The sequence below is a fragment of the Parasutterella excrementihominis YIT 11859 genome (assembly GCF_000205025.1).
Lineage (GTDB): Bacteria > Pseudomonadota > Gammaproteobacteria > Burkholderiales > Burkholderiaceae_F > Parasutterella > Parasutterella excrementihominis.
The window spans coordinates 1-12,560 of the sequence record NZ_GL883751.1 but is presented as its reverse complement, the minus strand read 5'-3'; the positions used below and the strand labels follow the sequence as shown (position 1 = coordinate 12,560).

General features: G+C 46.5%; 9 protein-coding genes. 3 read left to right on the top strand and 6 right to left on the bottom strand.

Annotation, left to right across the window (positions count from 1 at the left end; genetic code table 11):
- The 3 genes from HMPREF9439_RS13590 to HMPREF9439_RS09930 form a co-directional block, all read left to right on the top strand.
- The coding region (locus tag HMPREF9439_RS13590; RefSeq protein WP_342340374.1) for a hypothetical protein at positions 1-181 on the top strand (181 nt) is incomplete at its 5' end.
- 109 nt (positions 182-290) lie between these two features.
- On the top strand, positions 291-575 hold the full coding sequence (locus HMPREF9439_RS09935; protein WP_040603603.1) for a type II toxin-antitoxin system RelB/DinJ family antitoxin: 285 nt from the start codon (positions 291-293) through the stop codon (positions 573-575).
- Positions 560-835: a type II toxin-antitoxin system YafQ family toxin gene (locus HMPREF9439_RS09930; protein WP_040603601.1), complete on the top strand. Its 276-nt coding sequence runs from the start codon at positions 560-562 to the stop codon at positions 833-835. Before HMPREF9439_RS09935 ends, HMPREF9439_RS09930 begins: the two co-directional genes overlap by 16 nt.
- A gap of 17 nt (positions 836-852) precedes the next feature.
- Here HMPREF9439_RS09930 and HMPREF9439_RS09925 read toward each other — a convergent pair whose 3' ends face one another.
- The 6 genes from HMPREF9439_RS09925 to HMPREF9439_RS09900 form a co-directional block, all read right to left on the bottom strand.
- Positions 853-1,197 carry a hypothetical protein gene (locus HMPREF9439_RS09925; protein WP_008864750.1) on the bottom strand — a complete coding sequence of 115 codons (345 nt, stop codon included), beginning with the start codon at positions 1,195-1,197 and terminating at the stop codon, positions 853-855.
- A 2-nt stretch (positions 1,198-1,199) separates the two neighbouring features.
- Positions 1,200-3,359 (bottom strand): ArdC-like ssDNA-binding domain-containing protein, encoded by a 2,160-nt coding sequence (locus HMPREF9439_RS09920; RefSeq protein ID WP_008864749.1) that lies wholly within the window; start codon positions 3,357-3,359, stop codon positions 1,200-1,202.
- Positions 3,340-3,579 carry a hypothetical protein gene (locus tag HMPREF9439_RS09915; protein WP_008864748.1) on the bottom strand — a complete coding sequence of 80 codons (240 nt, stop codon included), beginning with the start codon at positions 3,577-3,579 and terminating at the stop codon, positions 3,340-3,342. Before HMPREF9439_RS09915 ends, HMPREF9439_RS09920 begins: the two co-directional genes overlap by 20 nt.
- Before the next feature lie 69 nt (positions 3,580-3,648).
- Positions 3,649-10,152 carry an autotransporter domain-containing protein gene (locus HMPREF9439_RS09910; protein WP_008864747.1) on the bottom strand — a complete coding sequence of 2,168 codons (6,504 nt, stop codon included), beginning with the start codon at positions 10,150-10,152 and terminating at the stop codon, positions 3,649-3,651.
- A gap of 199 nt (positions 10,153-10,351) precedes the next feature.
- Positions 10,352-11,572 carry a ParB/RepB/Spo0J family partition protein gene (locus tag HMPREF9439_RS09905; protein ID WP_008864746.1) on the bottom strand — a complete coding sequence of 407 codons (1,221 nt, stop codon included), beginning with the start codon at positions 11,570-11,572 and terminating at the stop codon, positions 10,352-10,354.
- Entirely contained in the window at positions 11,573-12,382 is an 810-nt protein-coding gene (locus HMPREF9439_RS09900; protein WP_008864745.1) for a ParA family protein, read from the bottom strand.
- Positions 12,383-12,560: the final 178 nt, after the last annotated feature.

The following is a 12,560-nucleotide window of genomic DNA, read 5'->3' as shown; positions in this document are numbered from 1 at the left end:
CGGAATAATCCGCGCCGGAAAGCTCCAGCTCGGCAATGGTGCTCATTGCTTCGTGGTAGGCCCTTGGCTGCTTAACTTTGCCGTTAACTACTCCGATGGCATAGGGATTAAAACCGGACTCGGTTTTAACGATGGCTCTCAGCGTATCCTCTGCAACAGACGGGGCACAGCGTTTGGCTAACTCTCCGAAGTCATCGGCCTGACAAAAAAGCGGCAGCAGCGCAAGAAATCCGAAGATTAGTTTTTTTATATTGGTGCTACAATGTAGGCATTCTTTAAAAGGAGCTTTTATGAGTACCGCAGATTCTTTTATCCGGGTTCGACTCGACAAAGAATTGAAACTGGAAGCCAGCGAAATCCTCTCCGCAATGGGTCTTTCTATATCCGACTTGGTGCGAATGACCTTGACCAAACTGGTCAATGAGCGAGACATTCCCTTTAGTACATACGTCCCTAGCAAGGAGACTATTGAAGCGATGAATGAGAAGCCGGAGGAATTAAAGACATATTCTTCTTTTGCAGAACTTCTCAAAGAAGTAGACAAGGAAATTGCTGAAGAATGCGCATCAAAATAACCTCTGCTTTTAAGAAGGACTTGAAACGAGCAAGGAAATCCGGGAAAAATATGGAGATCCTTGATACAGTTCTCGGTCAAATCCAGAATCAATGCCTTGATTCCAAATGGAAAGACCATCCTTTGGTAGGGCATTGGGTGCCGCACCATGAACTTCATCTGTCCTCTGACTGGCTCTTGATATACAGAATTGAAGGAGACGCCTTGATCTTGTCGAGACTCGGGTCTCACAGCGAACTCTTCAAGAAAGTAAAGAGGTAGAGCTATCTTCTTGTCCATTATTTTTTGCTCCTCTTAATTTTCCTTGCTTGCACGATTGAAAGCTTGCGATGCTGTCTGGCCCAGTCCCGACTGAGCCAAATGCTGGAAAGGTTGAGCATTTTTCCCACAGTTCTGTAGCCGTATCCGAAACTAAATAAACTGGAGGCAATCGTTCGGTTAAGAGGTGTGTTGCCTTGGTTGCGTTTTTCGACTTTGTTTTTCCAAGCTGTTTTCCAGTCGCGGACGATATAAAAATTCACTTCAAGTTCGCGAGAAACCTTCAGGGGCCCAAATCCTTCCTCGAACAGACGTTCGGCTTTTTGCCTTTTTAAAGCAGCTTCTTTAGTCATCTTCCATCCCATAGTTACCGCTCCATACCGGACTGTGTCCGTACCGGTTGAATCACTTCGTTTTTCTGAACGTTTTTTTGACTGCTCTTGGCGATACGCTCAATTTCCGCTTTGATCAATTCTTTGATCTCTTGAACCTTTTCTGGGGAGGCGCCCTGCAAAATCTGTCTGATGGTTTGTTCTTCAGATCTCTGACGGCGAACTGTTTCTACTGAATAAAAAGTTTTCTGGGCGCAGCAGAAATCATTAAAGCGCTGCTGTGCTTCTTGAACATTCCGGGGCGCACACAGTTCTTTTGCTTTGTCAACGTCTAGTCCGGTTTTTTGAATAATTGCTTCGGCTTGAGCTTCCAGTGCTGTTCCCTGCCAAGAACTGGCTTCCAGGAGCTCTTTGGCAGAGCGGCAAATTATCAAGCCTTTGTGATCTAAATCCCTAAGCACAACGTTGCCGTTACGGTCGTTTCCTCCCGAACGAGCAGGATTTAAGAATTGATCGCAAAGAGCTATCTCTTTTTCCAGAGCAATTGTTCCGAAAAGGGGTAGGTCATTGTTTCGAGTCAGATGCCTGTCATCTCTCTCTTCTTTAAACTTTCCGAATTGAGACAAAAGCTTTTGGCGATGGCGATCGAAGAGGGTAGGCGTCTTTTCTGCCCAGTTTTCAATAAGTTTTAAAGCACTTGAGACAGCGTTTTCTATTGTCGTTTGTTCAATGCGGTTGGTGTCATAATTGACAACCAAACAACTCACTCGCGTAACAATATCGTTTTGCCCTCTGCGCCTGTCATAAGAAAGCGTGTCCCACAGAGCCAACGCATCTGAAGTATCTGCTTGAGCAGTTTTGTCGAATTTGTTCAGTTGCTCTTCAATCTGTTTCTTTGTAAATCCAATTCCATTCTCGATTAAAGATTGTTTAAAGGCATCTTCAGTCAGGCTCCCCAAACGAGGACTTCGAGCATGAGTTAAATTTAGGAGATTTAAGCTCTCGTAAGACAAGTTTTCTTTGTCTTTGGTGAGTCGATTCTCTTCAACAAATGCAAAACCGCAGTGGTTAATCTTTCTGCAAAGAGAATCCTCCGATTTTTGATCGGGATAAAGCGGCTTAGTTAATGTTTGGTACGGATTAAAATACCCCTGTTTATGCAGATTTGTTTGCAGCTCTCGAAAATCGGGGTCGTGGAGGATTGTCCCGGACAGTTTTAATTGATTGAGTTCCTGAGCGACATAGTCTCTGCTTTGAGCGGCAGTCAATCGTTTAACTTCTTGCCGCTCGAAATCAACAAGGATGTATTTTTGCTCGCTTTTTTCAATAGTGTGGTTGACGACCTTAGAGGCATCCGCGGCGGCCTCAAACAGAATACTTGGATGAGATCGAATAAGATCAGCTATGTCTTTATTCTGTTCAATAATTTCTTCCGTAGTGAAGTCATTCTGATTTCTCGGTAATTTGCTGCCGATGTGGGACTGCATGAATGCTCTGGCTAAATTTTCACGCAGGAAATACGAAGTTTCTTTGTCGGTGTGTTTGCTCTCTAGCAACCCCTGAAAGTTATCGTAAACTCTCGCGTCTGTGATTGCGCGGATTCCGTCCAGAGCCGCACGGAGCTGGGACAACTCATATTTTTTATCTGGATCTCTGCCGCCGGGTTCATAAGAACTTCTCTGAGCTAGGATAAGCTCGTCACGCCCGTTGACATAGGCACTAACGCCGCTTTCCCATACACTGCCTTTGTTTGTATAGCCAAGCAGAGCACACATGTCTTCGAACTGAGCCTTGGGCTGCTGCTCAATAGGCAAAAGTTCAGGAAGAGGTCTTTTGAAGTTCTCACATTGTTCAACGTTGTAATACGTTTGTGGGATCTTGGTAGGTTTGAATTCTCCCTCTAATCCTTGATTCCAGCCAACGCTCGGAACTCCTCTGGCTCCTTTCTTTACACTTGCACCTAAAACTGCAATTTGAGAGGGAGTCAGCCAGCGGTTGTCTTCAAAGCCTGATGTTTTTTCTCTGACCATCAGTTGCAGCGCCGTGATGCCTTGCAGAGGTTTCCCGCTAATGGCGTCCACAGGATAAGCAGCAGGCACTCCTCCGAGTTCCCATGGAGCTTTCCCGGCTTCGATTTGGGAGGCCAATTTATTTGCGCAGTCCTGAGCAAACTCTTCAAAATGCTTGTTTGCCATCGTGCCCCTCCCACGGATCACCTTCCATTGCTTTTTCTACAAAGGCGTTCCAATCTGCTTCTTGAAATTGCTTGTCCTCCCAAGTGTTCTCAACAAAGCCCCATTTTTTAGCCTCTTCAGTGCCGGAGGCGTATTTGTCTCTGACCATCGCCTCACGGGTGTTGCGGGCAAGAATTTCAACGCTTTTTTTAGTGTTTGGATTTTGTTGGGTCGTATGCATATGAGTACCTTTTTCTAGTGTTTTGAATTCCTTGCAGGGCACCCGTGAGCGCCCCGCAAAGGGTTTTCTTTAGAAGCGGTATCTGCCTTCAAGCTTGATACCGGTATCTAATTTCCCGGCTGAACCTTTGGTCAAACCGAACTGGAGTCCGGCTGTGGCATTGCCTCTTTCAACTTGGAATCCGGCCTGTACCTTGGACGCGAAACGTCCGGCAAACTCATTGGTGATTGAGTCCATTTCACCGATAGAAACACCGGAGACCTTGGTCGTGTTCTTCAGATTTCCAATGTTGTAGGTAAGAGTCAGATCTGCTTGCGGACGGACTGTCCAGCTTCCGAAATACGCTTCGCCTTGAACTCCGACTCCAACCGGGAGTTGCAGCAAGTTCGTGGAAGTCTGGCCATAGCTAAAGGCTTTTTGACCGTTGAGCTTGGTTGTGTGGCCTTGAATATGAGTGCGCAGCCAACGGGCACCGACATGAGGAATCACTTGGAAGTTGTCTGTGAGCTTGAGATTCTTCTCCAACTTTGTGGCGACATTGGCAACGGTATTTTTGATTCGAGCGTCCGCTTTGCTGAAACCAGACCAAGAAGGCAGCCCTTGCGAAGCTTTGCTGACGTTCTGGCCGACATTGACAGAACTAATCCAGTTAAGATCATTGCCAAAGTCTTTAGCAACATAGCCGTGCAGCATCCACTGACTGAACTTGTTCTTGGTGTCGATGTAATCACCGAGGGAATCAGCTTTACCTTTCTGGAAGGAAGCCGCAAAACCGACTCTTACAGACGGCATGGCTTCAAACTGATGGTCAGCACCGAGGATCAGCCCTCCGGCGTAAGCCTTGTAGCCTCCGGTCATATTTCCGGCTCCGTCTAAAGACTTCGTCTTCAGATGCGTTCCCAGAATATCAGCCCACAAATGCAGACCTGAGTAATCCTTCAGATAACCGTTTGAGTAGCCGTAATCACGGAAGGAGAGGTGCTTTTCAACTGAGTCCGTTGCATTGTCAGCTAAGTCATTCGTGATAGACAAGGCTCCGCTCGCTTGACCGATCATCACGACAGAATTCAATAGCTTCGTCTTCAGATCACGTCCGGCTGTCTTGTCCTTGAGGATCTTGCAGATCAGCTGCTCATCGGCTCCGCCATCGCAGGGGCCGTTGAGGGCTTTATTCACATTGTTTGGAATGACAATGTCCGGGTACAGCGTTCTGACGTCAGCGAGCTGTGCATTGACCCAGATATTCTTCGGATCGTTGTGCAGCGTCAAAATCCACTCCAACCCGGTGCCGGGTTGGGCTAATGCCTGAAGATTGTCTTTAGCGATCCAGCCGCCGATCCAGCCTGTATCGTCTTCATTGCCCGTCGTGTTAAAGCCGCTGACAATTGAGTAGTCTCTCGGTTCTTCGAGGGCGCCGAGAACTAAAGTTGCTCCCGGTTCCACCGTTACTTTGGCTATGTCGCTTGTGGTCGTAAAGATGGGAGTATTTGCTGCGACCGGAGCTTTAATAACCGTGTAGCTGCCGTCTGCAAAATACAAATCTCCGTTTCCGATCTGAACGTGATCATCTTCGCTTGTCCAGACTTCCGGTCCGACGGCAATACCGCCTCCCGGACCGGTCACAACCGGTTCGGTCACGACAAGGCGAGAGGGTACATCAGGAATTCTCAGCGCTTGGACGACGTCTGCAAAATCAAGTGCATCCTCACCCAGTCCTAAATCGCCGTTGTTTTTAACATAGATATTGGTGTCAATCGGTTTGCTGTCGGTCTTAAATTCGACCTGAGCCTTGTTTTCATCGGCTAACGGCTTATCGTTGCCAATGACCAAATCTCCGCCGTTTAAGTCAGTATCTTTGGCATTCAGTTCTCCGCCTCCGATTTCGACTTTCCCGTCGTCAATAGTCAGTTTGTCGGTATCAGTCTTTCCGGTGTTTTCAAAATCACCGCCGTCAATCTTGATTTCATTCCAAATGGATATGCCGGAATTCTTATGAGTACCGCCTTCGCCGACCGTCTTAATATCACCTTTCTCATAGACTTTGTTGTCGGAGACACCGCCGTCTTTGATTGTCATATCGTCGTAATTGGCGATTCCGTTGTTCGTCAGATTGCCGGTGACCTCAGTATTTTCGACTTTAGTGGCATCTAAGCTGCCGCCTTTTTCGTTGTTGAAGCTGCCGGCAATATTGAGTTTGTTCCAAATAGAAGTGCCGGAATTGGAGTGAGAGCCGCCTTCTTCAATCTTGAGCCATTCTCCTTTCTCATAGCCGCTGTTAATTGAATTTCCACCGGCATGAATTGTCATGTCTTTGTACTGAGCCTGACCGGCGTTATCGAGCGTGCCGCTGACTTCGGTATTCTCAACTTTGGATGCGTCAAGCGTTCCGGTGGCAGTATTGACAAATTCTCCTGCCACGTTAAAGCTCGAGCCCACATCCAAAGAACCGGAATTTTCTTGTTTACCGGTCTTTGCAACATCAATGCGGTTCCAAATTGAAACCTTGCTGTTGCTGTGAGAGCCGTTAACCGTCAGCCATTCTCCTTTTTCGTAATTGGAGGTGGTTGAAGAACCAGTATCGGCAATAACCATGTCGTTGTAATTGGCCACTCCGGTGTTGTCTAACGCACCGGCAATTTGAGAGGTTTGGATAGCCGAAGCTGTTAAATTTCCCTTGTTTTCGAATCGGCCTCCGGCAGCCACTTCGAAAGCTTTTTGATCTGTATCGGTATCGGCATCAGGATCGTCAAGAGCGGAGGTTGAAGAATCGCTTCCGATGACGAAATCCTTGAAGTTCTGGATCAGGCCGGCAACTGAAACTTTCTTGAAGAAAGAGCTGCCTTCATTGACGTGTTTTCCTCCTTCTTGAACATCAATTGCTTTGCCGCTTTCTTCTCCTTTGTTGTTTGATAAACCGCCGTCAGATACGGTCAGCAGAGAATAGAGGCCCGTACCGGCGTTTGTCAGCTCATTGCTGACAATAAGGTTTGTCTTATTGGCAGAGCTGAAGATTGCTCCTTCGTTATTGATGAATTTCCCTTTGATTTCAAATGGAATGTGGTCTTTATCAGCTACTTGACCGCTGTGGTGGTTTCCGAGCCAGATTTGACCGTCATTGACCCAATCACCGTTTCCGGTGTAATTGTGGGAGTGCAGAATCGATCCCTTGTCGACATGGATCAGGCCGTTGTTTTCAATATCCCATACCGCATATTCACCGTTTTTGGCCTCGACATTGCCGCTTTCGTGAACGAGAATGCTGCCGATCCATCCGATCGTAGGTGTGTGAGAGGCGAAAGATCCGTAAGTAAATTTGCCCGAGACTTCAACATGACCGCCGTCATTGTTGTCATTTTTGATCAGCGCCGTGTTTTCATTAAAGAGAACGCTGTCCGGCACACTATGGACATTGTTGCGCTCTTCATCGGTTCTTATATCGTCATCATCGTGATGGCCGACTAAGGAAAACTCTTTGCCGTTTTCAATATGGACTTCGTTCGCGCCTTCGACACTGAGGAACCCGATGCCGTTATTGACATCAATAACGTTTGAGTTCTCGTGATTGTGTTCATTAAAGCCGATAACCAAGTCTTTATTTTTTCCGTCCGGATCCCCGGCGGATTCGTTATAAAGCTTGGTGTGGCTCAGAACAACACCGGTTAAAGTACCTCCTTCGGTTTGCTCAGTATCAAACTGATTAGCTAAATCAACCGTCAGTTTCCCGTCAACCTGACCTGTAAAGGCTAAATAGAGCGCGCCGGAGGTATCCGCCGGAGAGCTCGGATCATCAGGATTAATATTGCCCGGATTTTCAGCTTCCGCTGCAAAATGCTGCATGGCTTGAACAATGCCGGACATCTTCAAATAGTCATCGTTGAAAACAACCAGCCCGCTGCCGCCTTGCACGGCAACTTTAACATCCTCTTTCAGAGAACCGACACTGGTAGCACCTAGGACGTGCGTAGGAACTCCGATTTGGCCGCTCGAATCCGAGCCGTCAATCGTCAGCAAATCTCGCTTAACATCATTGAATACTTGATCGAGTTTGGTTTCCAGAGCTCCGCCGGCTAATACGACAGTATTTTCTGTAGTACCGTCAAAATTCAGTTTATCGGCTTGCAGGACGCCGCCGGAGTAAATGTTGACTTTCGTCTCGCTGGTAAGCTCAGGCGCATAGACAACCGTTAAATGATCCTTCCAGCCTTTTTTGCTTTCGGCCGGGTCGGTTGTGACAATAATCGGGTTTTTGCCGGAGCCGCTGATATTGATCGTATTGTTCCCCAGACCGGCAGCATTGCCTTCTGAATCTTTAATCAGGGAACCGTCTAAGCGGCCGCCGCTAATATTGAGAGTAGCGTTTTCAAACCAACCCGAGTCGGACTGAATAGAGCCTCCGGTCTGGTTATAAACAGCGCCGTTCGTCTCTGCGATAGAGGCAAAGTGAAGGGCAGAGGAGTTATCCAAAACGGAGTCGGACGCTAACTGTGCATGACCAAAGTTTGCGTCTCCTTTAACGCTCAGAGTTCCTTTGACATTCAGATCACCGCTATGTTCTGCGCTGTTTACAGTAAGCTTTGCGCCTTGATCAACTTCCACCGATCCCGAGCCGGAAACTTTTTGTACTTCGTACATACCGGCGGCAGCCAACAGAGAAGCGTTCGTTTCTGTCAGCTGTACTTCAGCAGCTTTCCCGGAGTAAGTCTCGTTCAGTCCTTTAGAGCCGAACACAAGTTTGGAAAGTCCGTCCACAACGGTATTTACCGCTGTCATGACAAAGTTTGTGTTCTCGCCTTTTTCACCGACAAGTTCAAGAGTCTTGCCGTCTTTAACGCTAATAGAGGCTGCTTCGTTAATGCCTTTAAAACCGGCTGAATGCTTGACGCCGTTTTCGCCGATTTCGACGGCTTTACCTTCTCCCTCTAAATTGTGGCTCAGGATTGTTACGTCTCTGAGAGAGGCAACATTGTCATAAAGCTCATTAACTTTTTGGGTGTTTAATTTATCATCATGTGAAACGCCGGCTATCGTGCCTTGGAACTCAAGGGTCGTTTGGCTTCCAAACTTTGCTTTGAATGCCTGGACCAAATCGTCTCGCTGCGTCGTCGTGAGATTGACGCCGGTCACGATCACTTTTCCGCCGGTAAACGTTGCATGGTCAATTAAGCTTTGAGCAACGCTTCCCGGAACGTAATGCCGAAAAAGGTCAGTCAAGGCAGTTTTAGTTTCTTCAGGCAGAACCGCTTGCAGACTAACCGTCGATAGAGCGGTTTGACCTTGGCTGCCAAGTGAATCAAAAACATTGGCCGCATTATTCGTCTGAAGCGTGCCGGACGAGTTCAGACGTCCATTAGCGGCAAATTCAAATCCGTTTTGGAAGTTCACTGCACCGCTGTTGTTGAGAGCGCCTGAAATTGCATAGTGTGCGGTTTCCGTCCAGCTTCCCCGGTTGTTCAGCGTACCAGTAGAAGTTAAATTGCCTCTGCTTGTGACCGTCCCGGTCACGGTTAACGTCCCGGTGTTACTCAGAGAGCCGCCAAGATTGGCATTGCCGATCGTCAAATTTCCGGAGTTTGACGCTGTCCCGTTGCTCTGGTTAAAGTTCGATACTGAAAGCGTTCCGGCATTACTTATGGCGCCGTTCTCTTTGTTAATTGTTTCGATGCTGTAACTGCCTTTTTCAACAACAAAGTTTCCTGCTTTCTGCGTAATAAGCGCCCGGTTCGCTAAAGCTCCGCCAGAGAGGATCAATGAGTCTCCAATTGAAAACTTCCCGATTTTTTGGCCGATGACAATGGAATCAGCCGTATCGAGGCTGCCCCCGTTTAAGCGCACGGCGCCTGAGAAGTGGTAAATGTTGTTGGCGGTTTGCTGAAAAGTCCCCGCTTCTTGGTAGAGATTCCCGAAGTTTCCAACAACGGACTGACCTCCGAGCATTCTGAAAATACCGCTGTTTCGAATATTGGCGATATTCATTTCAGAATTAAGATTGATTGGGCCGTAGATATTGTCGGAATTGTTCTGGAAAACGCCACTGGCCCCAACAGTAAGCGTATCAGCAACGGTAACATGAGCCTCGCTGGACGAATTATGGTAAGTTGAGCGGTCTCCAACATTAACCGTCCCGTTAACGTTCATGTTTCCATTAACAATCAAAGTTCCTTTTGCCGGAGTTGAGCCCTGATTATTTTGCGCTATAGAAATCCAACCATCGTTTGCCACGGTGAAGTCTCCGTTGACAGTCAAGGTTATGTCCAGAAAAGTTTCGTCGCTGCGATTGGTGCAGCCGATATACAAATATTGGGGCCCCTGAGACGCAGAATGGTAGAGGTTTCCATTGACGGTTACATTGTCATTGAGGGCGCCGTATCTATTTTGGCTTCTGATTTGATTTGTCCCGACGTCTCCGCTCAATACCTCCAGAGCGTTAACGTTACTTGAGACAAAGAAAGGAGCAAAAGCCACAGAAATTAGCAGTGCTTTACCGGCATTTTGGCAAGCGCTACTCATCGCTTCCGAGACGGCCACAAAGCATCCGCGAACTTTGTTCCATACTTTTTTATAGACGTGATTCATTTTTCTCCTCCTCGGGAAAAGGATCTGGTGTTTCAATCAGCACTGTTGAGAAACAGCACTGATGGAAGCATCCGGGAGAAAAAACTTTGCTTTGAATGCCTATGTAGAGAGACAAGGCGAGTCAGTCGAAAAATAAAAAAATACCTCGGAAAAATTCCGAGGCAACCAAAGGGAGGGTCTCTCTATTAACTATGGAGGGTTAAGATTCACAAATACGATTAAGTTGTACTTTCTCTGCAATTACTTCTTGCTCTGATCCGTCTTCAAATTTTACACAGACAATACCGTCTGAAGCTTTTCGTTTATAAAGAAGTTCACATTCCCTTCCGTCAACAAGACAAAAAATTATCGGTTTTTTATAGAGCTGCTCTTTCTCTTCTTCGTCCGGGAAACTTTCTACGGATGGATCAACATCATCAAAAGAGTCCTCACTAGGGCTTTCTTTAAATGCTTCCTCTGCATTCTCTTCTTGCTCGTTGTCTATATTATTTTCATCTTCCAGAGGCTGGTAGCAAGATTCATCAATCTTTGCCCCTGGGAATAACTCCTCGTTCTCAGCATGAGACTTTTCGGCAATAGTCTTCTTATCTAAATATTCGCCTTGTCCATCTTTTAATTCTTCGTTTTGTTCGTGAGACAAAGACTCTTCGGTTTCAAGAAAGTCCTTCTGTGCGATCGGATCATTAAAATTTTCTTCATCAGGTTCTGTAGAAGTTTCACCGGTGAAACTATTTTCCGTCTCTTCTTCTGTGATTTTTTTTGCTACTTCTTCCGAAGGTTCAAATCTTTCCGCTTGTTTACGAGTAATTTTTTCAGCAGACCTTACATAGTCTTCAACCGGAACCGGGGCTTTCTTCCATTTTCTAAAAAGCTCAGCTACGGCCTGAATACTTTCTATTCTCTTTTCCTTTACCGCGATTTTCAAGAATTCAGGAGCATCCTTCCAGGAGGCATATTCCGAGATTAAAGACTTTGAAAGTCCGAGTTTTTGAGCTATTGAAGATTGAAGTTCTCCATTCTGAAGTAACAAGCAAATAGATTCAGCGAGCTCAGAGACCGAAAGGTTCTCCCGCTTGATATTTTCTGTAATTTGAATATAGGAAAGTGCCAATGGATCTTCCTTTTCTTGCAAGATACAGCTGACAGATTCCTTGCCGAGAATTTGGCAGGCTCGATACCGTCTTTCACCGGCCACGATGACGTAACCTTCGCCTTGTTTCCTAACCACAATCGGCTGAATAAGACCATATTCTCCGATACTTGCAGCCAGATCCTGCAACTTGTCTTCGTTAAACTCTTTTCGCGGCTGCAAAGGATCAGGAGAAATCAATGAAATATCAATATCGAGAATTTTTCTGACTGGTTTTCCGTCAGCGAAACTTTCCGTTAACCCGGATAGTCCTGATAAATCTAAAGCCATTTACTCCTCCTTAATAATCTCTACAGCTCTTGATTCCAGACACATAGCTTGTGCCAAGGCCTCAAAAACGCGCCGTATTTCGCGCCAAACTTTTTCGGCAGTGCTTTTATCTCCTGTCCAGACCGGACGCCCTTGAGCCTGCGCCTCGGAAATTGCGGAACGGGAGGGAATACAGACGGCTTTGCCGTCGGAGCCTTTAAGCAAGATCTTGCCGTATGCCAAAACCAAGTCTCGTAAGTTTTCTTTCTGAAACGGATTGCTCACTACGCGATTAGGCAGCAAACCCAAAAAATTGAGCTCGGGATTGATCGCCTGCACTTTTTCAATATCTTTGTACAAGGCCTGGACTCCGTCCAAAGCTTCTTGATTTAGTTCTATTGGACTGATGGCGTAATCTGATAAGGCTAAGGCGCAGACAGCCCGAACATCCGGAGTAGGACTGGTATCAAAAATGCAAACGTCGTAATTTTCCTTTATTTCGTTAAGCGTGAGATAAAAATTTTTAATGAATTTGTTATAACTTGCCTTACCTTCCGATTCCAAATGAGCCAATAACGGGTCAGCACCGACGATGAGGAATTCGTCCTTTTCTGGAATTGTTCCACCGTTGTAAATCAACTGGCCGGCAGTCTTGGCGGATTGTTTTGCCAAGCCGCTGGAGCGTAAAACTTTGGTCGAATTCCCTTGCTGGTCTAAGTCCACAAAGAGAACGTGAAGATTGAGTTTAAGAGCGCAATAAAAGGCAAATTGGCTGGCTAGCATACTTTTGCCTACACCGCCTTTTTGATTCATGATTGAAATTTTTTTCATTTTTTCCACTCCGAATTATTCATTAACATAACGATTTCCTCCGGAAACTTTCCCAGTCAAAGACCACTAAACGAGCCTGTTCACATAACCTGTCAAAAGATCGTTCTTCGAGGTAGGCTTCAATGGAATCTGCACCGGAAAGCCTTAGATTTGAAACGGCAATCATCGGTTTCATTTG

Bases quoted from the DNA above. Each gene is read 5' to 3' on its own strand.
- HMPREF9439_RS09930 (WP_040603601.1), top strand. From the start codon at position 560: ATGCGCATCAAAATAACCTCTGCTTTTAAGAAGGACTTGAAACGAGCA.
- HMPREF9439_RS09915 (WP_008864748.1), bottom strand. From the start codon at position 3,579: ATGCATACGACCCAACAAAATCCAAACACTAAAAAAAGCGTTGAAATT.
- HMPREF9439_RS09935 (WP_040603603.1), top strand. From the start codon at position 291: ATGAGTACCGCAGATTCTTTTATCCGGGTTCGACTCGACAAAGAATTG.
- HMPREF9439_RS09905 (WP_008864746.1), bottom strand. From the start codon at position 11,572: ATGGCTTTAGATTTATCAGGACTATCCGGGTTAACGGAAAGTTTCGCT.
- HMPREF9439_RS09900 (WP_008864745.1), bottom strand. From the start codon at position 12,382: ATGAAAAAAATTTCAATCATGAATCAAAAAGGCGGTGTAGGCAAAAGT.
- HMPREF9439_RS09925 (WP_008864750.1), bottom strand. From the start codon at position 1,197: ATGGGATGGAAGATGACTAAAGAAGCTGCTTTAAAAAGGCAAAAAGCC.
- HMPREF9439_RS09910 (WP_008864747.1), bottom strand. From the start codon at position 10,152: ATGAATCACGTCTATAAAAAAGTATGGAACAAAGTTCGCGGATGCTTT.
- HMPREF9439_RS09920 (WP_008864749.1), bottom strand. From the start codon at position 3,359: ATGGCAAACAAGCATTTTGAAGAGTTTGCTCAGGACTGCGCAAATAAA.